Source organism: Campylobacter upsaliensis, assembly GCF_900637395.1.
In the GTDB taxonomy this organism is placed as follows: Bacteria; Campylobacterota; Campylobacteria; order Campylobacterales; family Campylobacteraceae; genus Campylobacter_D; species Campylobacter_D upsaliensis.
In genome coordinates this window covers 115564-142237 of record NZ_LR134372.1, presented here as the reverse complement: position 1 = coordinate 142237, position 26674 = coordinate 115564, and the positions used below count along the sequence as shown (strand labels likewise).

Here is a 26674-nt window from a genome sequence, read left to right as displayed (position 1 = left end):
AGGAGAAAAAATGCTTATCAAATTTCAAGGCAAAACGCCTCAAGTGGGTGATAAAGTTTTCATAGCACAAGGTGCGAAAGTCATCGGTGAAGTCGAGCTTGGCGAGGATAGTAGCGTATGGTTTAACTGCGTTTTAAGAGCCGATTTTAACTTCATCAAAATAGGCAAAAGGACCAACATACAGGATTTAACGACTATCCACATTTGGCATAGAGAACCTAACGATAAGGGCTATCCTACCATTATAGGCGATGATGTTAGCATAGGGCATAACTGCGTAATTCACGCTTGCGAGATTAAAAACCGCGTTTTAGTCGGTATGAACTCCACTATAATGGACGGCGCTTGTATAGAGGAGGATAGCATAGTAGGTGCAGGAAGCGTGGTAACTAAGCATAAAAAATTCCCTCCTCGCTCCTTAATACTAGGCAATCCAGCCAAATTTGTAAGAGAATTAAGCCAAGAAGAAGTCGATTTTCTTAAAATATCCGCTCAAAATTATGTCGAATTTAAAAATGCCTTTTTGAAAGAAAGCTCCGTTACCTAAAAGCCTATTTTCTAGGCTTTTACAAAAAAAAAAAAAAACGATTTTTCAAATTTCTCTTTACTTTTTGTTAATTTTATTTTATAATCGCAGATAAATTTTATCTCATTTATGAAAGGTTTAATATGCAGCAATTTAGTCAAACTCTCACGGGGGGGGGGGGGGGTAACTCATCGTTCCTATAAAAAGCCTCTTTTATCTTTAGCCTGTATTCTTGCTTTGAGTTGCGAAGTGTGGGGAAATAATTGGATAGTCGGTAATACTACTACTACTTGGACTTGTATGAACTCAGGAAGTAATCTTACTTGTAAATCACAGCCCAATACTATGATTCTGCAATATCGACCAAATAGATGGCCCAATACAAATGCTCCCAATGGTGCTAATCTAACTATAAATGTTGAGCATCGGACAAATATTAGTTTATCAAATGCTTATAATAATCAATTAAGAAATGTAAATATAAGTGTGCAAAATAAAGGTAACCTTTCAAATCTTACTTTTGCTAATCGATTCAACCAAAACATACCCGTTACTCTAACACTCACTGGAAATGCTAGTAATATCACACTCTCAAGACCTAATGCCTTTACACTCAATAGCGGTAGCGGAATAATAAACAATCTCACCCAACAAAACCAGCAAAGTCGAGCCACTATAAATGGTAAAGTTAATAACTACACTCAAAGACAAGGCACCACGACAATGAATAATGGGGGGAGTGCAAATCATTACCGCCAAAGTGGAGGAATAACCACGATAAATAATGGGACGATAACTACCTTCACCCAAACAGGTGGAACGACTACGCAAAGTGGAGGTACTATCACAACCTTTGACCAAAATCACGCTAACGCTATCTTTAATCAAAACGGCGGAAGCATCACGACGCTTAATCAGCAAAATGGTAAGGTAACTTTAAATAATAATGCTAATGTCATTAACTTCAATCAAAGCGGAGGTACAAGTAGTCTTGCTCAAGGCTCAAATGTAACAACTTTTAATCAAGCAGGAGGAAACACAATAATAAATGATGGTGCTAATGTAGGCACTTTAAAAGTTACAGGTGGCACAAACGCTCTAACCCTTGAAAATGGTAGTAACATCACAGCTCTAAGCCAAGAGGACGGAACCCTAACCCTAACTCTTAGGAAAAATTTCTCTAATACCTATACTAAAGAAAACGGCACAGCAAACATCATAGCTAATACAAACACCATTGATAAACTCACGCAAAATGACGGCAACACGAATTTAATGAGTGGAACTATCACAACTCTAACTAATACAGGCGGTGATGTCAATAATGAATCAGGCACTATCGCCACCCTGACTAGCAATCAAGGCGGTAATGTTATAAATAAAGGAACAATAACTTTTCTTACCTACAAAGCAGCCCCTACCACAAAGGCAATTCAAACAAAGGCAAATACAGATTTAGTAGCCAATGAGGGTCAAATTGATACCTTTGATAACACAAATGGAATTGTAGCAAATATGAAAAATGCCACTATCACCACCCTGACTAATACTAATGGAATAGTCAATAATGCTGGCACTATCACAACTCTAACTAATACAGGCGGTGATGTCAATAATGATGGCATTATCACAAACACTCTCACAAATAGTGGCGTAGCAAAGATTACTAATGACGGAACCCTCGCTCAAGGCATTACCAATAATCAAGGTGCAACCGCAACTATCCACAACACAGGCACTATTAACAATAAAATTGAAAATAAAGGCACCGCCACAATCCGTAATCAAGGCAAAATCACAAATGGTATCATCAATGACGGCGGAACTTTAACTGTTGTTAATGACTTTAGAAGGATTGAAGGGACAAAAAATTTTGAAACCATAGGACAAATAGGTAAAACAGCAAATGGTGTCCATATGGAAAACAACAATAATGGTAAGCTTAATATCCCTATTTGGTATTTTAATAAAGAAGACTATGCCACACAAGAAGAAAGAAAAAACAATGCCTTACTTGTAGATGGAGATTATGCAAACATTACCTTAGAAAATGCTTTTGTTAGCACACATAATTTAGATGTAGATAAAACCTATAATGCTAACACTTTCATCGCAGATAAAAACGGCAATGCTGTAGGAGATAAAATCAATAATGGTCAAGGTATAAATATCAATAAACTCTATTCTGTTTCAGGCATTTATACCTTTGAAAATTACGGGGCAAAGGGTGAGTATAGAGCTATCATTAATAGAGACGAGCTAAGTGGTAGAACCCTAGCACAATCTATTATTTATTCTCAAAGAATAAGAAATGTCAATCTCTCAAGGATACTAAGAGAAGCAACCACTCAAGTCTTTGTTTCAGGTAAAGAAAGTGAAACAAATGCTAATGGAAAAAGCTTAGGTCAGTTAGAACAACTCCACACCAATCACAGAGATCAAAACTCTCAAAATCATACCTTTGTGATTCCTTATTATCAAAACTTTAGCGCAGACTTAGGAAGTGAGACAGGAAAATTAAAATCAAATTCCTCAGGTATGCTGATCGCTACACAAAGACAACTTCCAAATGATTATGGAGTCTTAGGAATTTATACAGGCTTTGAAAATGCTGACCAAAAGGTTAATGCACAAAGATTAGAAATGGACGGAAATTCTTACTATGCAGGTTTAACTTATAATCATAGCTTTTATGAAGATGATTTAACAACTTATTTTATGAATCTTACTACTAAGATTGATTATATAGAAAGAGATGTAACTAAGACTTATCGTGGTTATATAGGCTCTGCTAGTTCTACGGCAAAGGTATTTGGATACGGGGCTAATGCTAGGGTAGGATTTAGTCATTATCTTAAAAATGATGCAAAAATCTCTCCTCAAATAGGCTTTAATTATCTAGGTATGCATAATAAGCCTTTTACTCTTAATCACTTAGGAGGCACAAGGGAGCATTATTTAGCACAAAATTTTAATTTCATCGATGCAGTTGCAACGATAAAATATGAAACTCCTTGGATTAATCGTTTTAAAACAGCTGTGGCACTAGGGACGATTATTAATGTCTATAAAGATGCAAAAGGAACCTTACATCTTGATAGCAATGTCTTAAATGCTGAACTTGACATTGCTAGACTTTATGGAGTAGTGCAAGGGGGAATTTCTTATGACTTGACTAAGGATTCTGATATTTCTTTAGGATATAGTGGAATTTTCTCTTCAGCTAATACCATAAAATCTCACGCCTTTATGTTTAGATATGCTTGGTGGTGGTGAGAGTTTAACTACTATGTGAGCCTATGAGGCTCACGCTTCATTTCTTCGCATTGAAATAATTAAATTTGACTAGCATTTAATTTTATTTAGATAGTGGGTATCGTGGCCGGGAGAAAGGGATTCGAACCCCTGGAGGTGTTACCCTCAACGGTTTTCAAGACCGCCGCTTTCGACCACTCAGCCATCTCCCGTTATGGAGGCGACACCCGGATTCGAACCGGGGATCAGAGCTTTGCAGGCTCGTGCCTTACCACTTGGCTATGTCGCCTCAAAGTCTAAATTTCATAAGTGTGGTGCCCGAGGCCGGACTTGAACCGGCACGGAAGAAAAATTCCGAGGGATTTTAAGTCCCTTGTGTCTACCAATTCCACCACCCGGGCAGGTGGAGCGGGAAACGAGATTCGAACTCGCGACCCCAACCTTGGCAAGGTTGTGCTCTACCCCTGAGCTATTCCCGCATAAAGTTAAAAGCGAAATTGTAGCAAAATAAACTTAAATAGAGTTTATTTTGCTTTAAGTTATTTGCAAGTAAAGAGTAAATTTGCTCTAGCGTTTAATTCTTCTTCTTTAGTTAAAGGCAATGACACAGTATCATTTTCCAAGCTTTTCGCACTCATCATCACGCCTTGAAAATTCCTTGCCATACCATTTTGATTAAAACTAAATTCCGTTAAAACGCATTTTTTATTAAGTTTAGTAGAATAAGCCTTTTCATACTCATAAGCCTTGTTTAAAAGCTCATCGTTTAACTTTTCTGTTGCGTTTCTTTGCGTTTCTTTAGAATAAACCGCCACTAAGGCAGGTGTCGAAACGCCGATAAATTCGCTTTTTGCAACGATGTCATTAAGATCCTTTAAAAAAGCATTAAAGGCGTTTAAATTTTCGCCCTTTATCTCACATTGTAAAGTGGCGTTTAGCCTCTGTCCTTTAGGAACTTTTAAATTATTTTCATAAGAATAATTTTCCTCCAAACTATAAGCTCCGCCTGTGCAAAAATTATCTTTCGCACTTCTTGCTAGAATTTCTTTAAAACTTTGTGAAATTTGCTCCTTTTCTGCCTCGCTTAAATTAAGTGTCGTGCTTAATTTTTCATTTGCCCAAAAATTAATTTCAGCTTCGTAAGTATCGGGCTTTAACTTCGTATAAGCTTCAATTTGTGTGCTAAGTTGCATTACATTAGAATTCGCTTCTTTACCCAAAAACTCGACATTAAAAACAACTCCCGCCACAAAAAGCAAGAGACACAAAAATCCTACGCCTAAACCCTTAAAAAATGTTAGCATTTTCTTTCCTTAATGTTTATATTTTGATGAATTTTAACAAAAAAATGAAAATTTTTGCTATACTTTTGCCCTTATGCAAAAAGAGATGATAGAAAAATTACAAAAAAATTTACTCAAATGGTATGAAAATAACGGACGCAAAACGCTTCCTTGGAGAAATTTACAAAATGATGTAAATAGAGCTTACGCCGTTTATATTAGTGAAATAATGCTTCAACAAACGCAAGTTAAGGTCGTTTTAGAAAGATTTTATTTCCCTTTTTTACAAAAATTCCCCACGCTTTTAAGCCTTGCAAATGCTAAAGAAGACGAACTTTTAAAGGCTTGGCAGGGACTTGGTTATTACTCAAGGGCTAGAAATTTAAAAAAGGCAGCAAGGCAGTGTGTGGCGGAATTTGGCGGGCTTTTACCGCGTAAAAAAGACGATTTGCTAAAATTATGCGGAATAGGAGCTTACACTGCTGGGGCGGTGGCTTGCTTTGGTTATGATGCGTGTGAGAGCTTTGTCGATGCGAATATTAGCCGTATTTTAAAACGCCTTTTTGCCTTAGAAAATCCTACGCAAAAAGAGCTTGAATTTAGAGCCAAACTTCTTTTAAACGCAAAAGAACCTTTTAATCATAATCAAGCCTTACTTGATGTGGGTGCTTTGCTTTGTCTGTCTAAAAATCCAAAATGTAAGCTTTGTCCACTAAATGCTTTTTGTAAGGGTAAAAATACGCCTGAACTTTACACAAAAAGCCCTAAAAAACGCTACGAAAATTTAGAACTTGATTTAGTTTTTTTAGAATTTGGAGGTAAATTTGCCCTTGAAAAAAGCACAAAAAAGCTTTATAAGGGGCTTTATAATTTCCCTTTTAAAGAGAACTTAAAACCCTATAAAGCAAGGTTTTTAGGGGAATTTAAGCATACTTATACAAAATATAAATTAAAGATTAAAATTTATCATCAAATCTTACAAAAAGAAAATATGGAATTTGAGTTTAAAAGCTTAGAGGAGCTTGAAAATTTAGCCCTTTCAAACCTTTCTTTAAAGGCTTTACAAATCTTTAAGGCTCAAAATGCGTTTTAAAAAAATTTACATAGAATTAAGCGATATTTGCGGACTTAAATGCGAATTTTGCCCTTCTCAAAAAGCACGAAGAGGCGTTTTATCCTTGCAAGATTTTGAAAAAATTGCTATGCAAATTTGTGAAAGGGCTGAAATTTTTACCTTTCATCTTTTGGGAGACCCTTTGATTTTAGATAATTTAGAGCAGTTTTTAAGCATAGCTAAGGCTTATAAAATGAGACTTGAAATCACAACAAGCGGATTTTATCTCAGTGAGAAAAATCAAAATTTGCTTTTAGATTATGAAAATATCCATCAAATAAATTTTTCTCTTGCCGCTTTTTTTTCGCAAAAAAATCTCGATTTAAACGCCTATTTAAAGCCTATTTTAAAGCTTTGCGAGAGACATTTTAAGTGTAAAAATTCAAGTTTTATTAATTTAAGATTATGGAATTTTAATATGGATTTTAAAGCACCTAAAGAAAATGAAGCGATTTATGAGCTTTTAAGACGAAGTTTTGAGGGGAAATTTAATTTTCAAATGTCAAAAATTCGCCTTCAAAGGCATATCATATTGCACCAAGCAAGGCGTTTTACTTGGCCTAGTTTAAACGCTCCTTTTGTTTCTAAAAAGGGCTTTTGCTACGCTTTAAAAGAGCAGGTGGGGATTTTAAGCGATGGCACACTTGTGCCTTGCTGTTTGGATAGTGGCGGAGCGATTAATTTGGGTAATGTGCTTGAAAATTCCTTTCAAAATCTGCTAGAAACAAAAAAATTTTTAGACTTAAAACAGGGCTTTGAAAGAGGAGAAAGACTAGAAAATTTATGCCAAAGATGTGAATTTTTTAAGGCGAAAATTTGAAATTTGCTATAATATGAAAAATATATAAGGACAAAAATGACTTTAAAATATGTTAATGGTGGCGTGATGAGAAAGAATCTTAATAATCATTTTGATGAGTATTTTACAAAGCCGGAGATTGCCAAAATGCTTTTTGAAAAATAAAAGATGAAGAGGATGAGGACTAAGTTGCGAGTTTTATTGAGCTTGTTTTGCTTTCTTGTGCCTTGGCAATGGACGCTTTTGCCGTATCTTTATGTAAGAGCTTTAGCGTTAAAACTCTTACGCTAAGGCATTATCTTATTGTTGGATTTATTTTGGTGGCTTTAATGCCCGCACTTGGTTTTTTAGTTGGTGTAAGCTTCGCTTTTTTACAGGTTTCACTCACTCTTGCACTTTTTCTTATAGGTGGCATTACTTTTATTTTTTGTATTATTGCGTTAAAATAGGCAATTGCTTTGGCACTCATCTTAAAGGTAAGGCGGAATTAGAGTGTGCTAATTTTGCTTGGCTTTAAAATACTTATTTCGCATTTATTTTGGGATTAAATGTCCAGCTCTATCCCTACTGGAGCGTGGTCTGAGCCAAAAATGTCATCTTTGATGAAGGCATTTTTAAGTTTAGATTTTAGCCCCTTTGAGATGAAGAAATAATCAATCCTCCAGCCCACATTTCTTTCTCTAGCCTTCATTCTATAAGACCACCACGAGTATTTTTCTTTAATCTCGCCGTTAATTTCTCTAAAGCTATCAATGAAACCAAGTGCTAATAAATCATCAATCCACGCCCTTTCAATAGGCAAAAAGCCTGAAGTATTGGCATTTGCCTTAGGGTGAGTTAGGTCTATTTCTTTATGAGCGGTATTGACATCGCCGCAGATGATGACTTCTTTACCCTCTTTTAAAAGCTTATCTAAATAGACTAAAAAATCCGCATAAAATTTCATCTTGTGATTTAAACGAATTTCGTCTTTTTGCCCATTAGGAAAATAAATATTAAAAAGCACGATATTTTCAAAGCGATGTTCTAAAACCCTCCCCTCATCATCGTCAAAAAATTCGCATTTTTTCGTTTCGCTTTCAAAATTACAAAGGCTCATTACGCCAGAATAACCCGCCCTTTTAGCAGAATTAAAATACATATGCTTAAAAGGAAATTCGTAAATTTTTTTAGGGAATTTATCCTCACTCGCCTTAATTTCTTGAAAGCCTATAAAATCAATTTTTTCTTCTCTTAGCCACTCCAAGCCGCCTTTATCACAAATCGCCCTTAAACCGTTAATATTCCACGATAATAATTTCATTTTTATCCTTTTCAAAAGGGCTAATTCTATCAAATTTTGCTAAATATTAATGATAAAAAAATATAATCACGCTCTTTAAGCGGACACTAAAAAGGATAAAATTTGAAAATTTCTTGGTTTCAATTTGTATTTTTAAATACATTTTTAATTGTTTTACTGAATTTTAACGGCTTTATTTTTGTTTATAAAAATTTATCATCCAATCAATTATGGCTAACTTTAGCCCTTATCATCGCTTATGCTTGCTTGGTGCATATGATACTTTGTGTGATTTTTGTAAGATTTTTGAGCAAATTTTTTTCTATTATTTTGCTGATTACGGCTGGTATGAGTGCTTATTTTATGCAAAGTTATGGGGTTTTAATCGATAGCGATATGCTACGCAATGTTTTTAACACAGATACTAAAGAGGCTTTTGATTTGGTTAATATACCTTTAATTTTGCTTGTTTTGGGGCTTATTATTGTTAGTTTTTTGATTTTAAAAACTACAATTTTTTATCCGCCTTTTAAAAAGCAACTTGGCGTTAGATTATTAAATATTTTCTTGGCATTTGGAATTTTTTGTGCTGTTTTTTTACCGCTGACTAAAAGCTTTGTGCCGTTTTTTAGAACTTATAGTGAAATGAGAATGTATAATGTGCCTTTTTATCAATTTTACGCCTTATTTCGCTACTATCAAATTTATCTAGCTCCTAAAGCAGAGCTTAAAATTTTAAGTAATGAAGCTTATAGGGAAAATAATACTACAAAAAGAAACCTAGTGCTTGTCATAGGAGAAACGGCAAGGGCGGCAAATTATTCTCTTGGAGGATATAAAAATCAAACTAATTTGGCAACCCCTCACGAAGGTGTGGTATATTTTGACAAAGTTTCAAGCTGCGGCACTTCTACGGCTATAAGTTTGCCTTGTATGTTTTCTGCTTCGAAAAAAAATGATTTTTCCAATAAAACTTATGAGGAAAATTTGCTAGATTTTGTAGATAAAATGGGCGTTAATACGACTTGGCTGGATAATAATTCAGGTGGTTGTCAAGGCGTTTGCCAAAGGCTTAAACAAACGCATATTTTTAAAGAAGAATATGATGGTTTTTTAATCGAAGAGCTTAAAAAAACTTTAATAAATTTAGACACGGCAAATTTTATCATCGTGCATTTGCAAGGATCACACGGACCGGCTTATTACAAACGCTATCCTAAAGAATTTGAAAAATTTACGCCCACTTGTGATACAAACGAGCTTTCAAAATGCACCCCAGAGCAAATCGCCAATACTTATGATAATACTATACTTTATACAGATTGGGTGGTCGAAGAGATGATTGACGAGCTTAAGACGATTAAAGATTATCAAAACACTCTCATTTACATTTCAGACCACGGCGAGAGTTTGGGAGAAAATGGCATATATTTGCACGGATTACCCTACGCCATAGCACCCAAAACGCAAACGCATATTCCTATGATTCTATGGAGTAATGATGAAAATTTGCAAAACATAGCCCTTAAGCATAGAAATTTAGCCACTTCACACGATAGTATTTTTAGCACGATTTTGGGTTATTTTGAGATTAAAACACCTTTTTATGAAGAAGAATTTGACTTTTTAAATCTTAAATTTGGAGAGAAAAAGTGAAGCCAAAATACTCCTTTTTTGCTAATACAAAATACGCCTTGCAAGGTTTCTTAGCCTTACTTCAATTTGAAAAATCTTTTAAAATAGAGCTTTTTATCATAATCCCCGCTTTGATTTTAAATTATTTTTTACCTCTTACTTTAATGGAGCATCTGTTTTTAGCAGGGGTTTTGGTGCTAATACTCATCACAGAAGCCTTAAATTCGGCGATTGAAGCCTGTGTGGATTTAATAACTAATAAATGGCACGAAAAGGCTAAAATGGCTAAGGACTGCGGAAGTGCGGCTGTGTTTTTTGCTATTATTTTTGCTTTATTTTCTTGGGGGGTGATTTTATTTAAGGTTTTTTATGTGTGAAAATTTTAAAAAAGCTTTAGAAAAAATTCTAGGTAAAAAGCGTTTTGAATTGCTTTATTTTCTTTGTGAAAATGCTGATGAAAACGGCTTTGTGATGATTAAAATAAGTGAGTTGGAAAAAAAGCTTGGGCAAAGTAAGCCTACCATTATCGCTTCGTTTAAATTTTTAGAAGAAAAAAAGCTTTTTAAAAGACTTAAAAACGGCTTTTATCAATTAAATTTATAAGTTCTTATCGATAATATTGCAAAGTGTGCCGATTTTTTCGATTTCGCAACGCACTTCATCTTGATCTTTTAAAAATTGCGGCGGATTAAGCCCCATACCAACCCCACTTGGCGTTCCCATTGAGATGATAGTTCCAGCCTTTAAACGCATACCGGCACTTAATTCCTCTAAAACATAAGCGATGTCAAAGATGAAATTTTTTGTATTATCATCTTGCCTTAACTCGCCATTAACATAGCTTTTAAGCTGAAGTTTTGGCGGGTAGGAAAGCTCATCAATACTTACTATACAAGGACCCATTATGGTGCTACCCTCCAAACTTTTTGCACGGTAAAACTGCTTATGCTTAGCTTGTAAATCTCTAGCTGAAATTTCATTAATGATAGTATAGCCAAAGATATAATTTTTCGCCTCGTCTGCTTTGATTTTATAAGCGTCCTTAGCCAAGATAAAGGCTAATTCACACTCATAATCAAGCTGATTTGTTACTCCACTATGTAAAGGAATTTTGCCATAAGGCGCACTTGCAAAATTAACCCTTTTGCCAAAATATACAGGGTATTTTCTCTCTTCAAAATTCTCACCCTTAAATTTCGCCGATTCTTTTGCGTGGTCTAAAAAATTAATCCCAAGACAAATAATATCTTGCAAAGGCTCTGTTATAGGGGCTAAAAGCTTTTCTTTTGGCACTTCTATGGCTGGATGTGCATTAAGATCAATAAGCTTATTTTTAAATTCATCATAATGGATAATAAATGCGTTCATATCATTTGTTTTAATACCCAAATGTTTAAAGCAAATGACTTTATTTTCAGCATTTAGCACACCTAAATGCCTTTCGCCGTTCCATAAAAAATGCACAAATTTCATACTTTAAAAGCCTTATCAAGTGGGGGTAAATTTTCTATATAAATGCTTCTACTTGGGAAAGCAAAGCTTAATCCATTTTTTTCTACAATACGCATAAATTCGAGCATTAAAGCTTGTCTTGCGTCTCTAAAACCATCTGCTGTAATGGCTTTTGTGTAAAAATAAATTTCTATATTAATACTACTTTCTCCAAAATCACTAAGCCCTACATAACAAGCATTTTTATAGCCCTCAAGGTCGTTAATGGAGACGAGATTTTGCCTATATTTAGCGGAGCTATCGCCATATTTTAAAGCACTATCTTCAGGGTGAGCGACTAAAGCGCTTGTGCTTAAAAGCTCTTTAAGGTCTTTAACGCAAGCTTCTAATTTTTCAGGAGTAGCGTCATAGCCCACGCCCAAATACATTTTAATATGGCGTCCTATGCGTCTTTTACTCCAGTTTTTGATATTTGCTCCCATAATAACTGAATTTGGTAAAAAAACTAAAGAATTGTCAAAGGTTCTAATAGTCGTTTTTCTAAGCCCAGTTTCTACAACCGTGCCTTCCACGCCTGAAACTTCAACCCAATCACCTTGATTAAAGCTATTATCAAATAAAAGCAGTATAGACGCAAAGAAATTTGCGATAATATCTTTCGCCGCTAAGGCTACGGCTAAACCACCAATTCCTAGTGAAGCGATGATGGCTGAAATATTAAAGCCAAGCTGTGCTAAGATAAACAAAAGAGCGATAACGATAATAACAAAATATAAAATTTTAATGATGAGATTGACAACTTCTTTTTTACCGCTTTTTTGGGCAAGTTTTGAGATTAAAACCATACCATAGCCGTCTAAAATAGTCAAAATAAGCCAAGCGATAAAAATCGCATAAATGATGTAAAAAGTATTGCTAAGTCCTAAATTCATAGGCGCTGGATAAAAAGCTATGGTAAGACAAAGACTAATAGCATAAACAACAAGCAAAAAACCCACAGGCTTTTTGATATTTTCTATAAACATCGTTTTAATGTCATCGACATTTGCCCTGCCACGATAAATTAACTTCACAAGAAAAAAATAAACAATGTGAGAGAAAAATCTCCTAAGCGACATAAAAAAGACTAAAACAAGCAAGGATATGACGATTTTACCGACATTAAGAAATCCTATATTAAAAAAAGAATTGATTTTATCAATCCAAATTTGAAGTCCTAAAGCACTAAAGAGATAGTTGCTTTCTAAAAGCCTTGCGTTAGTTCTAAGATATTTTAAAATTTCGCTATATGAGCTAAAGGTATTTTTGATGAGCGTTTCTTTTGTGTTGATTGTTTCAAGCTCTGCTGTGTTTGTGATTTTATCCTTATAAGGAGAAAAATCTGCATTGACAAACATTTGCAAATTTTCCATACTTGCGTCAATAAGCTTAATCATATCCTCGCTACTTGCGGCATTTTTAAATAGCTCCTTAAGCTCAGCAAGTGCCTTATAAAATTCCTCTAAAATTTGCAAATAAAGCAAATCAAGACTGGTATTAATGTAGATAAAGCTTTGTTTAGGACTTTTATTTTTAAGCTTTTTCAATTCTTCTTTTTTTTGTAAAAAAAGCTCGACATTTTTTTGATCGATTTCTTGCGAGACTATGATTTCTGGGATTCTTGAGAGAATTTTCTGTTTTTCATTATTTAATTCTTCGATGATTTGTTTATAAGTGCTTGAATTTGTATCGCTTGTTTGAGCGTATTCTTTTATTTTGACATTTAGCTCGACATAGCTTTGAACGAGATTGAAAAGATTATTTTCTGTTCTTACATTTTTATTATTTTCTGTTAAGTCGCTACTTAGAGCAAAAGAAAAAGAAAAAAAAGAAAGAAAGAGTGCTAAAAAGATTTTTTTCATACATTTCTCCTATTTTGAATTAGGGTAAAAATTTTAGCCTTAAAGTCATATTCATAAATTTCACCCGTTTCGATGATGTAATACCACGCATGCACCTCGATTTTCCCTTCATTTAAAGCTTTTTCAACTCCGGGATAAGTAAGGATATTTTGCAAAGAATTGACTAAATTAAGCTTTTCAGTTAGCCAAGAACGCATTGCTAAATCATTGTTAGAAAAAAGTAAAACATCTTTTTTGATAGGCTCTAGCATAGTGAGCCATTTTTTGACATTTGGCACTTTTTCCAATTCTTCTTCGCTGCTATAAAGTGCATTGCACCCCCCACAATTACTATGCCCACAAACGACAATGTTTTTAATTTGTAAGCTTGTAAGTGCGTATTCTATCGCTGAGGTTGTAGCTAAATAATCCTCTCCTACGCGGTAAGGCGGGACGATATTGGCGATATTTCTTATGACAAAAAGCTCTCCTGGACCTGTATTTGTGATGAGATTAGGTATCACTCTAGAGTCCGAACAGCCTATAAAAAGTGTATGAGGATTTTGCTTATTTTTTAAGCTTTCAAAAAGTGCAGAATGCTCCTTAAAGTCTTCTTGCATAAATTTAATTGCACCGCTAATAAGATTTTCCATACCAACTTACCCAAAAATGAAATTTTGCCATTATAGCAAATTAGGGTAAAATTTATTTTTCCAAACGCTTGCTAAGCTGATATGAGTATAATTTTTTATAATTTTGTGAAAAATTTTTATGGTATAAACTCGGCTCAAAGCTTTCGTTTGTATTTTTCAAGCTTGCGTTATTTTCAAAATAATAACCCTTATCGCCACTATATACACCATTTTCATCAATCCACACAAGCTCATTAAAGCCAAATTCTTTTTTCGCGTCTTTAGCTTTTGCTAGCATATTGCGTCCGCCAAGTCCAAGATACTGCGTTTGACTTAGGCTTAAATGATAAAGCGTAGGGAAAATGTCCTTATGAGAGCCTACGCGGTTTTTATCATAGTCAAGATTATGCCTTAAGTGTTGCGGTAAGTAAAGATAAAAAGGTACACTGTAAGCAAAGGCTTTATGAGTGTTAGAGTCCATTTTTAAATCTCTAAAACGGTGGTCACCCGTTGCTGCGATGATGATTTTATCCTTTAAATCACTTTGTTTTACCTTGCTTAAAAATTTGCCAAATTCATCATTAGCATACGCATAGGTTTTTAAAGCGTTTTGCGGATTGTCTATAATAAAACTTTCAAGCAAACGAGGCTCTAGCTTATTTTCATCAAAAAGCTTTTTCTTACTTTCGTGTATATAAGGTCTATGCGTAGAAATGCTTAAAGATACGATGAGTGTAGGTTTTTTAGCCTCTTTAAAGATGGAGTAAATTTTTTCATACATAAACTCATCGGCGATTCCGTATTTATGCTTAGTCGCTTTAGCTTGTGGGAATTCCTCAAGTAGGGTATTTTCATCAACGATTCTATCCGCTCCTTGAAATTTAAAATAATTTCCAAGATTATACCACGAAGCATTGCCGCTATACACAAAGATGACTTCATAGCCTGCTTTTTTGTAAATTTGTAAAGGGCTAAGGCTTAAAACTTGTTTTTGATATAGGCCATTAGAGATGATATTTGGGCTTAAAAAGATTAAGCGATTTAGGCTTTCTATGGTGTTATTGCCAGCGGATAAAAATCTTTTCCACACAAAATCCTCATCAAAATGCTTTTGTAGCTCGGCTAAAAAATTATGTTTTTCATTGCTAAAATCCAAAACATTTAAGCCAAAACTCTCCATTAAATTAAAATAAACATGATTTTTAGCGTGATTATTATGACTTGTCGTGGTATCTAAAATGTCAAAAAGCTCTTTTTCTAGGTTTTTTATAGCATCATCTGGGACTTTTGGTAATTCTAGGGTATTTTTGTATTCTTTATACGCCCACGAAAAAGCCATTAGGGGGTTAGTTGAAATTTCGTTAAAGGCTTTTGTGGTGCTAAATTCATAATTGGACGCCCTTAGCGCATTATAAGTAAAATGCCCTCTTAAAGCCACCGTGTAAAGATACAGCAAAGCCACATTTAATAAGATAAGCAAAATAAGAGATATTTTAACTTTCTTTAACTCAAAACGCATTATTTTTATACTAAACCAAAAAGAAAAAATACTAAAAAGCACAGCTAAAATTAAAATTGTAACGATAGGATAATCCTCAAAAATGATAGAAAGAACAGCACTTGTATCATCATCTTTTAAGCCGAAGATAAAAACATTAATTTTTTCTCCATACATTTGAAAATAATAATAATGAATAAAAGAAGAGATTAAAATAACAAAAGATAAAAAAGCGATATAAGAGCTAGAAAGATAAGTGTAAATTTTAAGGATTAACCCCCCCCCCCCCACTTTTTAAGTAAGCCACTAAACTGCGCTAAAATCGCACATAAAAATAAAGGCAAAAAGGCAGCACTAAAGGTCCTCATGTCATGTCCAAGTCCGTAAAGATACACCATAAAAGAGCCTTCATTTTCACCACTTAAACTTTGCAAACTTAAAAAACGAGAGATGATAAAAATCCCCATAAAAATAAAGCTAAAACAAAGAATTTGTAATAAAATTTTTCTCATTTTCCAACCTCCAAAAGCCGTTATTATAATCAAAAAAAAAAAAAAAACAAATTAAGCCGCCACAAAAAATGCAAATTTATTTTATGTTAAATAAATTATGTTAGATTTTGCTTTCAAAAAATTTTGATAATTTTTAAGGAGTATATAATGAGTCTTTATGATAGAGATTATTCTAAATCTAGTGCATTTGAAAACACTCGTTCAAGTGAATTAAGCGTTTTTATTAAGCAAACTTACCAGCTTTTTGCCGCTTCACTTTTGGCAGCGACCGCGGGTGCTTATATAGGAATTTTTGCTTTAGCACAATTTTTTGTGCAGTCTCAAATTACATTTTGGATACTTTTTGCGGTCGAGTTAGGCTTACTTTTTGGCTTAATGTATAAGAAAAAAGAAGCTCCGCTTAATCTTATCTTGCTTTTTGCCTTTACCTTTGTTTCAGGGCTTACGCTAACGCCTTTACTTATTTCTGTTTTGGCATTGCCAACGGGTGGAGTGATTGTGGCGCAGGCTTTTGCTTTGACAACGGTAGCTTTTGGGGGACTTAGCATTTTCGCGATGAATACCAAAAAAGACTTTACAATGATGGGTAAGGCTTTATTTATCGTTTTAATTGTCGTTGTGGCGGCATCTTTGCTTAATCTTTTCTTTCAAAGTAGTCTTTTAAATTTAGCAGTTTCTGCTGTGGCGGCGATACTTTTTTCATTTTATATCCTTTATGATACGCAAAATATCATACGCGGAAATTACGAAACGCCTATTGAAGGTGCGGTAGCCCTTTATCTTGACTTTGTTAATCTTTTCATTTCTTTACTTAACATTTTAAGAAGTTTTAATAGCCGATAAATTTGCGAGTTTTCTCGCAAATTTTGGGGTTTCAAACTCTTTTCAAGCTTTTTTAGCTACAATGTCAATTTAAATTTTTTATCTTAGGATTTGGTTATGATTACTCTTTTAATTGTTTTGCAATTTGTTATTGTTGTGGTGATTTGTATCGCTGTTTTATTGCAAAAAAGCTCAAGTATAGGTCTTGGTGCGTATAGTGGAAGCAATGAAAGTTTGTTTGGTGCGAAAGGTCCTGCTGGCTTTTTGGCAAAATTTACTTTTATAATGGGTCTTTTACTTATCGCAAATACCATAGCTTTAGGCTATCTTTATAATAGTTCTAATAAAAATTCCTTAGCAGAAAAAGTGCAAATTGACTCTAATGCGACTTTACCAAATTTACCAGCAAATATACCAAGTGCGCCGAGTGCTCCACAGCTTCCAGGTGAAGTTAATACAAGCAAATAAGGATTTAAAATGCTAAATGAAATTTATGAAAAGCAAAAAGCTCAAGCGGAAAAGAGTTTAGAGGCTCTAAAAAAGGACTTTACGACCCTAAGAACAGGTAAGGTTAATATCCATATATTAGATCCTATACAAGTGGATTATTATGGAAGTGCAACTCCGCTTAATCAAGTTGCCACAGTGTTAGCAAGTGATGCTTCAACCATTAGCATTACCCCTTGGGAAAAGCCTATGCTGAAGGCTATTGAAAGTGCTATCGCGGCAGCAAATATCGGCGTTAATCCAAACAATGACGGCGAAAGTGTCAAGCTCTTTTTCCCTCCTATGACTAAGGAGCAAAGAGAAGAAAATGTCAAGCATGCTAAGGCTATGGGAGAAAAGGCTAAAGTTTCTATAAGAAATGGCAGAAAAGATGCCAATGATACCATTAAAAAGCTTGAAAAAGATAAGGCTATTTCAGAAGATGAGGCTAAAAAAGCTTATGATGAAGTGCAAAAATTAACCGACCTTTACACACATAAAATTGACGAAAGCGTTAAAGATAAAGAAACACAACTTTTAAAGGTTTGATGATGAATTTGGAGCAAATTTATAAAGAGTGTGGAGCGTATTTAGAGGGGCATTTTTTGTTAAGTTCTGGCAAACACTCGCAATTTTACCTCCAAAGTGCAAAAGTGCTTGAAAATCCCATTTTAGCAGGAAAATTATGCGAAAATTTAGCTAAAATCATCACTTCTTATAAGATAGAATTTGATAGCATTTGCTCTCCTGCTTTGGGCGGAGTTTTAGCAGGGTATGAATTAGCTAGGGCTAGTAAAAAGCGTTTTATTTTCACAGAAAGAGTTGAGGGAGTGATGACTTTAAGACGAGGCTTTGAAGTGAGAAAGGGCGAAAAATTCATTATTTGTGAAGATATTATCACAACAGGTGGTAGTGCTTTAGAAAGTGCAAAAATTATTGAAAATTTGGGTGGCGAAATCGTAGCTTACGCAGCTTTGGCAAATCGCGGTTTTTGTGCGGTTCAAAATTTAAATAACGAAAGAAAAGAAAATGCCAAACTTCCTAGTAATTTACCGCTTTTTGCTTTAGGAAATTTTGATTTTGAAATTTATGAGGCACAGCAATGCCCACTTTGTTTGCAAGGAAGTAAAGCGGTTAAGCCTGGAAGTCGTGGAAATTGATGAAAACTAAGGCGAAAATCGCTTCAAGGTGGCTTAGGTTCCGTGCTTTTTTAATTGATATTTTTTTAATTTATGTGCCGATTTTATACGCTTTTTATTTTGTTTTAGGCTCAAAAGAAGCTTTTTTGACTAGCGTTTTAATACCGCTTTTTTGCACTTTATTTTTTGGTTTTGTGCAAACTATATTTTTAAGTTTAAAGGCGCAAAGTCCCGGACTTAAAGCCTATGAATTATATTTGATAGACAAAAAAACGGGCAAAAAGGTAAGCTTTTTGCGAATTTTTTTAAGATATTTAATTTTTATTGTTAGTTTTGGTTTATTTTTTGGCTTATTTGTAAGCTTTTTAAGAAAAGATCGTTTAAGTTTGCACGATGTTTTAACACAAACTTGCATAGTTTTGAAAGGGTAAAAATGCAAAGAAAAAGAATTTATAATCCAAATTCAAATGAAAGTTTAGGCGATAGAAAGGTTTTTTCAGGTAATCCGCACGGGATTTTAAATTTCACTAAGGCAAAATACACTTGGGCTTTAAAACTTTGGGATTTAATGGAAGCAAACACTTGGTTTCCTAAAGAAGTCGATACGACAAGAGACGCTCTTGATTACCGCTGTAATTTAACCGCAGCAGAAAAAAGAATGTATGATCTTGTCTGGTCTCAACTCATTTCAATGGATAGTTTTCAAACAAATAATTTAGCCGATAATATCAATCCTTATATCACAGCCCCTGAAATCAACGCTGTCCTAGCACGCCAAGCTTATGAGGAGGCAAATCATTCCAAATCCTATGCTGTAATGGTCGAGGCGATTTGTGATAATACGGATTTAATCTATGAAATGGAAAAGCACGATGCGACCTTAAGGGAAAAAAATGACTTTATTTCAGGCATTTATGAAGAATTAGCAGGTGATGTTGATGATAATAAATTGCTTCTTGCTATGGTGGCAAATCAAATTTTAGAGGGCGTGTATTTTTATAGCGGTTTTACGGCAATTTATGCTCTAGCAAGAGCGGGTAAAATGCTAGGCTCTGCACAAATGATTCGCTTTATACAAAGAGATGAAATTACGCATTTATTATTATTTCAAAATATGATCAATTCTGTGCGTAAAGAAAGACCTGATTTATTTAACGAGCAAAATATCGATAAAATTTATTCTATGTTTAAAAGAGCTGGTGAGCTTGAGATTAAGTGGGGTAAATACATCACGCAAAATCAAATTATGGGCTTTACGGACGATATTATCGAAGAATATATTCATTATCTAGTCGATCAAAGGCTTATAGCGATTAATTTGGATAGAATTTACAATGCCAAACATCCGATTAAGTGGGTTGATGATTTTTCTAAATTCAATGACCAAAAAAGCAATTTTTTCGAAAGCAAAGTTACAAATTATTCTAAAGGTAGTATCAGTTTTGACGACTTTTAAATATCATCTTCTTTGTGATTTTTATGAATTTACTATGACGCAAGGCTATTTAAAAGAGGGTTTTGCGGATAGAATTTGCTATTTTGATATTTTTTTTAGAAAGGCTCCTGATGGAGGGGCTTTTGCTATTTTTGCTGGACTTGAAGATGTTTTAGATTTTGTAGAAAATTTGCATTTTGATGCGGAGGATCTTGCTTTTTTGAGGCAAAAGGGCTTTGATGAGGACTTTTTAAAATATTTGGAGCATTTTAAATTTAGTGGCGAAATTTATTCCGTTAAAGAAGGTGCGGTAATCTTCGCAAATGAACCTGTGATGGTGATTAAAGCTAGGGCTATTGAGGCACAACTTTTAGAAACTTTTTTGCTTTGCACTCTCAATCATCAAAGTCTAATCGCCACTAAGGCAAGTCGCATTGTAAGGGCAGCTAGGGGTAGGGCTGTTTTAGAATTTGGAGCAAGAAGAGCTCACGGTGGCGAGGCAGCACTTAAAGGTGCTAGAGCAGCGATGATAGGCGGATGTTTAGGCACTTCAAATACCCTTGCAGCTAAACTTTATGGATTAAAAACAAGCGGAACTATGGCACATGCTTGGGTGCAAATGTTTGCAGACGAATATGAGGCTTTTAGGGCTTTTGTGAAGCTTTACCCTGAAAATGCAACTTTACTTATTGATACTTATGATTGCTTTTTGGGGCTTGAAAATGCGATTAGAGTTTTTAAAGAATTTGGCATTAAAAAGGGGGCTGTGAGGATTGATTCTGGAAATTTATGTGAATTAAGCCTTAAAATTCGCAAAAAACTCGATGAGGCTGGACTTAAAGAGTGTAAAATCATCGCTTCAAATTCTTTGGACGAAAAAAGCATTGAAACCCTACTTAAAAATGGTGCTAAAATTGACGGCTTTGGGGTTGGAGAGCGTTTAATCACGGCTTTTAGCGATGCGATTTTTGGCTGCGTTTATAAGCTTGTGGCGGTGGAGATTAAAGGAGAAATTTATCCCAAAATCAAAATTTCTCAAGACTCTTTCAAAACGACAATTCCACATTTTAAAAAACTTTTTCGCGTTTATGAGGGAGAAAAAGCTTTGTATGATGAGCTTATGATTTATGATGAAGTTTTAGAAAATTTGCCACCGAATTTAAGGCGTGAAGAGCTTTTGAGCTGTGTTTTTAAAGAGGGAAAAAGACTTTATGCAAATAAAAGCATTGAAACATTAGCCCTTTTTACAAAAGCTCAACTTTCAAGCCTTGATGAAGGCTTACTTGATGCGAAAAAAGCTTACGAGCTAAGACTTTCTCCTGCTTTGAAAAGTCTTAAAAAAAGTCTAAGTCAAGGTTGATTTTTATAAAGGATATTTTTTTCAAATTCGCTAAGGCGTTTATGGATACTTCTAAGCTCTGTGATTTTAGTCCAGTTTGTGATGAAAACACTAAAAGAGCTTCTAACTTGGTCAAAAGCATTGTTAATTTGTATTACAACGCCAAGCGTGATAGCTCCAGCAAAAAGTGAGGGTCCCATAATCAAAAATGGCACGATGACGATGATTTGCTCAAACATTATCAGCCAAATATTAAAATAACCATAATGCAAAAATAGCCTTTTGTAATTGAATTTAAGTCCCGTAAAAAGCTCTATCATCGTCTCGCTTTTAGCATAATCCTTGCGATTATCCTCCGCATAAACAAGCTCTTTTCTAAAGGCGGCTTCTGCTTTTTGATTATTGTATTCAAGTCCGGGTAGTTTAATGCCTACAAACCACGATATAATAAGCCCTCCAAGCGAGATAAACAAAGCTACATAAACAAGCAGTCCTTGCATATCTTTTAAAAAATAAAAAATACTATCTTCGCTTAAATTTTTAAAAAGAATTTTGGAAACATCTTCGCTTAAAGTCCATAAAATAGGAATAAAAGCCATTAAAATCATTAAGGATTTCACAAAGGCAAGTCCTAAACTTTCGACTATTTTGGAAAAATTATAGGCATCTTCTTGGATTCTTTGTGAGCTTCCCTCGATATTATCGTCCTTATTTTTCCAAAATTTCAAATAAGCAAAGGTCATAGCCTCACGCCATTTAAAGGTATAAACGCTTGCAAAATAAATGCTTAAAGTGGCGATAAAAACATAAGGCAAGGCTATACATAAAAAAACAGCAATGCTAGAATAAAAATCACTCATCGCATAGGCTTTTTGAGCGGCTATGCTTTTGCTAGAAAAAAAGTATTCGTTTAAAAGCTGGTAGTAAAAAATGGAGGCTTTATTAATGAAATTCGCATTTTCTAAGGCTTTTTGCGCATTTTCGTTAGCGATTTTGGTCGCATTTGCGTCTAAGATTAAAGGGGCGTTTTGCACATTTGGTTTTTGTAAAATATTATAAAAATCTCTATACCACTCGTTAATAGCGACATTAAGACTTGTTTGCAAATACAAAAAAGCTAAAAGCACAAAAAGTCCCGCATAAGCCCATAAAGCCCATTTTTTAGAGAGAAAAAACGCTGAAAACATTAAAAACCTTATAAAAAAGATGAGAAATTATAGTAAAAATTCGTAATGGTGTTTAGTTTAAATTTGTTACAATAAGCAAAAATTGAATTTAAGGATATGAAATGGCAAATCTTCTTATTATCGGTGCGGGCGGAGTTAGTAGGGTCGCAAGTGTGAAATGTGCGATGAATAGTGATGTTTTCACTAAAATCACTCTCGCAAGTCGCACGAAAAGCAAATGCGATGCCATAGCCTCTTTTATTAAAGAGCGTTTGGGTGTAAGCGTGGATACAGCGGAAATTGACGCGGATAATGTCGAAGCAGTGGTTACTTTAATCCAAAAAACTGGGGCGGAAATTTTGCTTAATCTCGCCTTGCCCTATCAGGATTTAAGTCTAATGGACGCTTGTTTGAAAACAGGAATTCACTACATAGACACAGCAAATTATGAGCATCCAGACCTAGCTAAATTTGAATATAAAGAGCAATGGGCAAAAGATGAAAGCTTTAAAAAAGCTGGGATTTTAGGACTTTTAGGAAGTGGGTTTGACCCGGGAGTAACGAATGTTTTTTGTGCTTATGCGAAGCAAAATTTATTCGATGAAATTCACTATATCGATATTTTAGATTGTAATGCAGGGGATCACGGCTACCCTTTTGCGACCAATTTTAACCCAGAAATCAACCTTAGAGAAGTTTCAGCTAAGGGGCGATATTTTGAAAACGGGCAGTGGATAGAAACAGAGCCTATGGCTATTAAAATGGAGTGGGATTATCCAGAAGTAGGCGTAAAGGATAGCTATTTGCTTTATCACGAGGAGCTTGAAAGTTTAGTTAAAAATATCCCAAGTTTGAAAAGAATTCGCTTTTTTATGACCTTTGGACAAAGCTATCTCACTCATATGAAATGCCTTGAAAATGTCGGTATGTTAGGTATTAAACCCGTAAAACATAAGGGAGTAGAAATCGTGCCTATTGAATTTCTTAAAACCCTTTTACCAGACCCCGCCTCTCTTGGAGAAAGAACAAAAGGCTATACGAATATAGGCTGCGTAATAAGGGGCATTAAGGACGGCAAAGATAAGCAAGTTTATATCTATAATGTTTGCAATCACGAGGAGTGTTTTAAAGAAACTCTTTCTCAAGCGGTAAGTTATACCACAGGAGTTCCAGCGATGATAGGTGCAAAGCTTGTAGCGCGTGGAATTTGGAGTGGGGTCGGTGTGAAAAATATGGAGGAATTCGACGCTAAGCCTTTTATGGACGAGCTAAATACACAGGGGCTTCCTTGGAAAATTTTAGAGATGAAGCCTGATTTGGGTGATTGATTTTCTACCATTTTTTAAACGCCACACAAGATTTAGAGCCGATGTTTTTATAAGTGCAGGTGGGGGTTGTAAGGTGGCGTTTTATTTGAGAAAATTTAAATTACGCACTTTTTCTTCCCCCTTTGACTGGTTAGGACTTTATACTTTAAGTGATATTAATGCTTGTTTTGAAGAGGATTTTGCAAATTTTTTCAAAGAATACGAAGAAGTGGCTAGCACCACAAATAAGCGTTGGGTAAGAGATAGGCAAATGGGATGCGTTCTATGCACGATTTTTCTTTTGAGGAGAGTTTAGAGTGTGGCTATGAGCGTTTTATCACGCAAAAAAGAAGACGATTTGAGAATTTAAAACGCCACATTAAAGCCTCTAAACATATTTGTTTTGTTTCTTGTAGGCAAGATAATTATGCGGAATTTGAAAAATTTTTAAAGCAAATGCAAATTTTTCATCACGCAAAATACACTCTTATTAATATCCGCCACGATTTAAATTGTAAGGAAATGAAAAAAGTTGAGTTAGAGTGGGGAGAAAAGCTACATTTTATAGAATATCTTTTTAACGATACGCATAAAAAAGGTGAGGCATATAAGAGAGCTTGGCTTGGTAATACTAAGCTTTGGCATAAAATTATGCGTTCTTTAAGCTTGGAAAAAAGGAGTTAGTGCTTATTTTGTAAAATTGACTTAAAATGCTATAATCAAAGCGGAAGATAAGCGACTCTGGTGAGCGCCACTGACTTCAAATCAGATGAAAGGGTAGCTGGCTATTCTTTGGGGAGTTCGATTCTCTCATCTTCTCGCCATAAAAAAGGAAAACGATGAGTAAGGCTGATATAGTCGTAGGAATTCAATGGGGTGATGAGGGTAAAGGTAAAGTAGTCGATAAATTATGTGAAAATTATGATTTTGTATGCCGAAGTGCGGGGGGGCATAATGCTGGGCATACCATTTGGGTCAATGGTGTCCGCTATGCACTTCACTTAATGCCATCAGGTGTTTTACATCAAAACTGCATTAATATCATAGGTAATGGCGTAGTTGTTTCGCCTGAGGTTTTAATCGCCGAAATGGCACAATTTGACAATCTTAAAGGACGACTTTATATTAGCGATAGGGCGCATTTAAATTTAAAACACCACTCCTTAATAGACTTAGCAAAAGAAAAACTTAAGGGTAAAAACGCCATAGGCACGACAGGCAAGGGTATAGGACCTAGCTATGCAGATAAGATTAACCGCGTAGGACACAGAGTTGCCGAGCTTTTAGAGCCTGAAAAATTATGCGAAAATTTGATGAGAGATTTTGAAAATAATCAAACTTTTTTGGAATTTTTAGGTGTGGAAATTCCAAATCAAGATGAGCTTTTGGTTGATTTAAAGCGTTTTAGTGAAATTTTAACGCCTTATATTACCGATACGACTAGATTGCTTTGGAAGGCATTAGATGAAGATAAAAGGGTGCTTTTAGAGGGGGCGCAAGGCTCTATGCTAGATATTGACCACGGCACTTATCCTTTTGTAACAAGTTCAAATACCATTTCAGCAGGGGCTTTAACAGGACTTGGGCTAAATCCTAAGGAGGCTGGTTCTATCACAGGTATAGTAAAAGCCTATGCGACTCGGGTGGGAAATGGAGCTTTTCCTAGCGAGGATAAGGGCGAAGAGGGAGAGAAAATCGCAAGGATAGGCAAGGAAATAGGCGTTAGCACTGGGCGTAAAAGAAGGTGCGGATGGTTTGACGCTGTGGCGGTAAAATATACAGCAAGGCTTAATGGACTTGATCATTTAGCCTTGATGAAGCTTGATGTTTTAGACGGCTTTGAGAAGGTTAAAATTTGCCGTGCTTATGAGTATGAGGGTGAAGAAATTGACTATATGCCAAGCGATTTGGAGAAGGCAAAGCCCATTTATGAAGAAATGGAGGGCTGGGATAAGGTCTTTGGGATACGAGATTTTGACCTGTTGCCGCAAAATGCTAAAAAATACATCGCTAGACTTGAAGAATTAGTCGGCGTAAAGGTAAAGCTCATTTCTACAAGTGCGGAAAGAGATGACACTATCATCTTATGAAAAGCAAATTTAACGCCGTTATCAAGGTCAAAAAACAGCAGCTTGACAAGGCACAAACAGACTTAAACGCCGCCTTGCAAAGGCAAAAAGAAAATGAGAGACTTTTGGGGTTAGCACAGGAGGAGTTGTTAAATTTAAGCACTTTAAAAGGTCAAATTTCAAGTGAGGAGTTAAGAGCAAATGTTTTTATGGAAGGTGTTGCGAGAGAGGCTTTGGCTAGGGCTAAGGAAAAAGTAGAGCTTTCTCATAAAGAAGTTAATCATTATCAATTTTTATACAAAAAAGCACATTTAGATTATGAAAAGATAAAATATTTGCAAAGTGAAGAGCTTAAAGCTATGCAAAAGGCTATGCAAAAAGCGGAGGAAAAATTCCTCGATGAGCTTGCGATTAGTCGTTTTTTTAAAAAGGATAAAGATGAATAGAAAAATTGTAATTTTAGCACTATTTTTTGGAGTTGTTTTTGCGGAGGATTGTCAGCAATATTTTGAATCAAGAAAGGGAGAGCTAGAAATTCAAACACGCGAATTTGATGAAGCTAGACAAGCTTTAGAGGCTTTTAAAGCTTCTTTTGAAAGCTTACAAAAAGAAAAAATGAATGCCTTAAATCAAAAAGAAGCCGAGGTCAATGCGACTTTAGCTAAGATTGAAAGCTTAAGAGAGGAAAATGAAAGGCTTTTAAAGCAAAATGAGGAAATTTTAAATTCTATCAATAATAAAACAGAGGGTCGCATTAAAGAAATTTATTCTCAAATGAAAGATACGGCTGTGGCAGATGTTTTAAGTCAAATGGACGCTGAAGAGGCTAGTAAAATAATGCTTTCTTTAGAGTCTAGAAAAATTTCAGGCATACTTTCTAAAATGGACCCACAAAAGGCTAGTGAGCTAACTTTACTACTTCAAAACTTAGACAAAAAAGAAGAAGATAAAAGCGACAATACTACGGAAAATAACGCGAGTAATTAAGGCTTTTATTACCATTTTTTACCGAAAATAAGCTATCATTTCAAATTAAAAATAAA

The 26674-nt window shown here is 34.9% G+C and carries 28 protein-coding genes, 5 tRNA genes and 1 pseudogene; 22 read left to right on the top strand and 12 right to left on the bottom strand.

The genetic code is table 11. From position 1 onward, the window contains the following. The first annotated feature begins 10 nt into the window (after positions 1 to 10). Together EL158_RS00725 and EL158_RS00720 are read left to right on the top strand one after the other, a co-directional pair. Entirely contained in the window at positions 11 to 547 is a 537-nt protein-coding gene (locus EL158_RS00725) for a gamma carbonic anhydrase family protein (protein ID WP_027304410.1), read from the top strand. A 108-nt stretch (positions 548 to 655) separates the two neighbouring features. Continuing rightward, positions 656 to 3802: an autotransporter outer membrane beta-barrel domain-containing protein gene (locus EL158_RS00720; RefSeq protein WP_126361362.1), complete on the top strand. Its 3147-nt coding sequence runs from the start codon at positions 656 to 658 to the stop codon at positions 3800 to 3802. Between the two features lie 103 nt (positions 3803 to 3905). Here EL158_RS00720 and EL158_RS00715 read toward each other — a convergent pair. From EL158_RS00715 to EL158_RS00695, 5 genes are all read right to left on the bottom strand, one after another. Continuing rightward, positions 3906 to 3993, bottom strand: a tRNA-Ser gene (locus EL158_RS00715). A 3-nt stretch (positions 3994 to 3996) separates the two neighbouring features. Beyond that, positions 3997 to 4070, bottom strand: a tRNA-Cys gene (locus EL158_RS00710). 23 nt (positions 4071 to 4093) lie between these two features. Then, a tRNA-Leu gene (locus tag EL158_RS00705) sits at positions 4094 to 4182 on the bottom strand. 3 nt (positions 4183 to 4185) lie between these two features. Continuing rightward, positions 4186 to 4260 (bottom strand) — tRNA-Gly (locus EL158_RS00700). A gap of 60 nt (positions 4261 to 4320) precedes the next feature. Continuing rightward, positions 4321 to 5085 (bottom strand): SIMPL domain-containing protein, encoded by a 765-nt coding sequence (locus EL158_RS00695; RefSeq protein ID WP_027304408.1) that lies wholly within the window; start codon positions 5083 to 5085, stop codon positions 4321 to 4323. A gap of 73 nt (positions 5086 to 5158) precedes the next feature. Between EL158_RS00695 and mutY the strand changes: the two genes are divergently transcribed. The 3 genes and pseudogenes from mutY to EL158_RS00680 all read left to right on the top strand — a co-directional run bounded on the left by mutY (position 5159) and on the right by EL158_RS00680 (position 7525). Continuing rightward, the gene (mutY, locus tag EL158_RS00690) at positions 5159 to 6157 is read left to right on the top strand and encodes an A/G-specific adenine glycosylase (RefSeq protein WP_027304407.1); all 999 of its coding nucleotides are present in this window, start codon (positions 5159 to 5161) and stop codon (positions 6155 to 6157) included. Then, positions 6147 to 6998, top strand: a complete 852-nt coding sequence (locus EL158_RS00685; protein WP_027304406.1) for a radical SAM/SPASM domain-containing protein — start codon at positions 6147 to 6149, stop codon at positions 6996 to 6998. The genes mutY and EL158_RS00685 overlap by 11 nt, the downstream gene beginning before the upstream one ends. 212 nt (positions 6999 to 7210) lie before the next feature. Then, positions 7211 to 7525: pseudogene (locus EL158_RS00680) on the top strand (manganese efflux pump). On the opposite strand, the gene EL158_RS00675 reads toward EL158_RS00680, so the two are convergent. Continuing rightward, positions 7522 to 8280, bottom strand: a complete 759-nt coding sequence (locus EL158_RS00675) for an exodeoxyribonuclease III (RefSeq protein WP_027304405.1) — start codon at positions 8278 to 8280, stop codon at positions 7522 to 7524. The pseudogene EL158_RS00680 and the gene EL158_RS00675 overlap by 4 nt on opposite strands. Before the next feature lie 102 nt (positions 8281 to 8382). Between EL158_RS00675 and EL158_RS00670 the strand changes: the two genes are divergently transcribed. The 3 genes from EL158_RS00670 to EL158_RS00660 are packed head-to-tail and all read left to right on the top strand — an operon-like array spanning position 8383 to position 10497. Then, complete coding sequence (locus EL158_RS00670) at positions 8383 to 9915, top strand: lipid A/FlgG phosphoethanolamine transferase EptC (RefSeq protein WP_027304404.1); 1533 nt, start codon at positions 8383 to 8385, stop codon at positions 9913 to 9915. Beyond that, positions 9912 to 10271, top strand: coding sequence for a diacylglycerol kinase (locus EL158_RS00665; RefSeq protein WP_027304403.1), 360 nt, complete (start codon positions 9912 to 9914; stop codon positions 10269 to 10271). Before EL158_RS00670 ends, EL158_RS00665 begins: the two co-directional genes overlap by 4 nt. Next, complete coding sequence (locus tag EL158_RS00660; protein ID WP_004276620.1) at positions 10264 to 10497, top strand: replication/maintenance protein RepL; 234 nt, start codon at positions 10264 to 10266, stop codon at positions 10495 to 10497. Before EL158_RS00665 ends, EL158_RS00660 begins: the two co-directional genes overlap by 8 nt. Here the strand turns inward: EL158_RS00660 and EL158_RS00655 are convergent. The 5 genes from EL158_RS00655 to EL158_RS08660 are packed head-to-tail and all read right to left on the bottom strand — an operon-like array spanning position 10492 to position 15868. After that, the gene (locus EL158_RS00655; RefSeq protein ID WP_027304402.1) at positions 10492 to 11367 is read right to left on the bottom strand and encodes a fumarylacetoacetate hydrolase family protein; all 876 of its coding nucleotides are present in this window, start codon (positions 11365 to 11367) and stop codon (positions 10492 to 10494) included. The two genes, EL158_RS00660 and EL158_RS00655, sit on opposite strands and share 6 nt — an antisense overlap. Then, positions 11364 to 13247 carry a mechanosensitive ion channel family protein gene (locus tag EL158_RS00650; protein WP_027304401.1) on the bottom strand — a complete coding sequence of 628 codons (1884 nt, stop codon included), beginning with the start codon at positions 13245 to 13247 and terminating at the stop codon, positions 11364 to 11366. Before EL158_RS00650 ends, EL158_RS00655 begins: the two co-directional genes overlap by 4 nt. After that, a complete protein-coding gene (locus EL158_RS00645; RefSeq protein WP_004276623.1) occupies positions 13244 to 13879 on the bottom strand; it encodes a carbonic anhydrase in 636 nt (211 codons plus the stop codon). The genes EL158_RS00650 and EL158_RS00645 overlap by 4 nt, the downstream gene beginning before the upstream one ends. Positions 13880 to 13931: 52 nt before the next feature. Further along, positions 13932 to 15647, bottom strand: coding sequence for an LTA synthase family protein (locus EL158_RS00640; RefSeq protein ID WP_225532273.1), 1716 nt, complete (start codon positions 15645 to 15647; stop codon positions 13932 to 13934). Next, positions 15629 to 15868, bottom strand: coding sequence for a hypothetical protein (locus EL158_RS08660; RefSeq protein ID WP_027304399.1), 240 nt, complete (start codon positions 15866 to 15868; stop codon positions 15629 to 15631). The genes EL158_RS00640 and EL158_RS08660 overlap by 19 nt, the downstream gene beginning before the upstream one ends. A 147-nt stretch (positions 15869 to 16015) precedes the next feature. Between EL158_RS08660 and EL158_RS00630 the strand changes: the two genes are divergently transcribed. From EL158_RS00630 to EL158_RS00600, 7 genes are all read left to right on the top strand, one after another. Beyond that, positions 16016 to 16711, top strand: coding sequence for a Bax inhibitor-1/YccA family protein (locus EL158_RS00630; RefSeq protein ID WP_027304398.1), 696 nt, complete (start codon positions 16016 to 16018; stop codon positions 16709 to 16711). Positions 16712 to 16807: 96 nt separating this feature from the next. Further along, on the top strand, positions 16808 to 17158 hold the full coding sequence (gene secG / locus EL158_RS00625; RefSeq protein ID WP_027304397.1) for a preprotein translocase subunit SecG: 351 nt from the start codon (positions 16808 to 16810) through the stop codon (positions 17156 to 17158). Between the two features lie 9 nt (positions 17159 to 17167). Next, positions 17168 to 17725 carry a ribosome recycling factor gene (frr, locus tag EL158_RS00620; RefSeq protein WP_027304396.1) on the top strand — a complete coding sequence of 186 codons (558 nt, stop codon included), beginning with the start codon at positions 17168 to 17170 and terminating at the stop codon, positions 17723 to 17725. A 2-nt stretch (positions 17726 to 17727) separates the two neighbouring features. Next, entirely contained in the window at positions 17728 to 18336 is a 609-nt protein-coding gene (pyrE, locus tag EL158_RS00615) for an orotate phosphoribosyltransferase (RefSeq protein WP_027304395.1), read from the top strand. Continuing rightward, positions 18336 to 18746, top strand: coding sequence for an RDD family protein (locus EL158_RS00610; protein WP_027304394.1), 411 nt, complete (start codon positions 18336 to 18338; stop codon positions 18744 to 18746). The genes pyrE and EL158_RS00610 overlap by 1 nt, the downstream gene beginning before the upstream one ends. Positions 18747 to 18748: 2 nt before the next feature. Next, complete coding sequence (locus tag EL158_RS00605) at positions 18749 to 19771, top strand: ribonucleotide-diphosphate reductase subunit beta (RefSeq protein WP_004276628.1); 1023 nt, start codon at positions 18749 to 18751, stop codon at positions 19769 to 19771. Beyond that, positions 19677 to 21110: a nicotinate phosphoribosyltransferase gene (locus EL158_RS00600; RefSeq protein WP_034956032.1), complete on the top strand. Its 1434-nt coding sequence runs from the start codon at positions 19677 to 19679 to the stop codon at positions 21108 to 21110. The genes EL158_RS00605 and EL158_RS00600 overlap by 95 nt, the downstream gene beginning before the upstream one ends. On the opposite strand, the gene EL158_RS00595 is transcribed toward EL158_RS00600, so the two are convergent. After that, positions 21101 to 22276 carry a putative transporter gene (locus EL158_RS00595; protein WP_027304392.1) on the bottom strand — a complete coding sequence of 392 codons (1176 nt, stop codon included), beginning with the start codon at positions 22274 to 22276 and terminating at the stop codon, positions 21101 to 21103. The genes EL158_RS00600 and EL158_RS00595 overlap by 10 nt on opposite strands. A gap of 101 nt (positions 22277 to 22377) precedes the next feature. Between EL158_RS00595 and EL158_RS00590 the strand changes: the two genes are divergently transcribed. From EL158_RS00590 to EL158_RS00570, 7 genes are all read left to right on the top strand, one after another. After that, positions 22378 to 23583 (top strand): saccharopine dehydrogenase family protein, encoded by a 1206-nt coding sequence (locus EL158_RS00590; RefSeq protein ID WP_027304391.1) that lies wholly within the window; start codon positions 22378 to 22380, stop codon positions 23581 to 23583. Further along, a complete protein-coding gene (locus tag EL158_RS08655) occupies positions 23576 to 23878 on the top strand; it encodes a DUF1796 family putative cysteine peptidase (RefSeq protein WP_225532268.1) in 303 nt (100 codons plus the stop codon). The genes EL158_RS00590 and EL158_RS08655 overlap by 8 nt, the downstream gene beginning before the upstream one ends. Beyond that, positions 23839 to 24246 (top strand): hypothetical protein, encoded by a 408-nt coding sequence (locus EL158_RS08650; protein ID WP_225532267.1) that lies wholly within the window; start codon positions 23839 to 23841, stop codon positions 24244 to 24246. The genes EL158_RS08655 and EL158_RS08650 overlap by 40 nt, the downstream gene beginning before the upstream one ends. Before the next feature lie 42 nt (positions 24247 to 24288). Beyond that, positions 24289 to 24386, top strand: a tRNA-Sec gene (locus tag EL158_RS08460). A 15-nt stretch (positions 24387 to 24401) separates the two neighbouring features. Further along, entirely contained in the window at positions 24402 to 25652 is a 1251-nt protein-coding gene (locus EL158_RS00580; protein ID WP_027304390.1) for an adenylosuccinate synthase, read from the top strand. Beyond that, positions 25649 to 26077, top strand: coding sequence for a flagellar export protein FliJ (locus EL158_RS00575; protein ID WP_027304389.1), 429 nt, complete (start codon positions 25649 to 25651; stop codon positions 26075 to 26077). The genes EL158_RS00580 and EL158_RS00575 overlap by 4 nt, the downstream gene beginning before the upstream one ends. Next, the gene (locus EL158_RS00570) at positions 26070 to 26618 is read left to right on the top strand and encodes a MotE family protein (RefSeq protein WP_004276087.1); all 549 of its coding nucleotides are present in this window, start codon (positions 26070 to 26072) and stop codon (positions 26616 to 26618) included. Before EL158_RS00575 ends, EL158_RS00570 begins: the two co-directional genes overlap by 8 nt. Positions 26619 to 26674 lie beyond the last annotated feature (56 nt).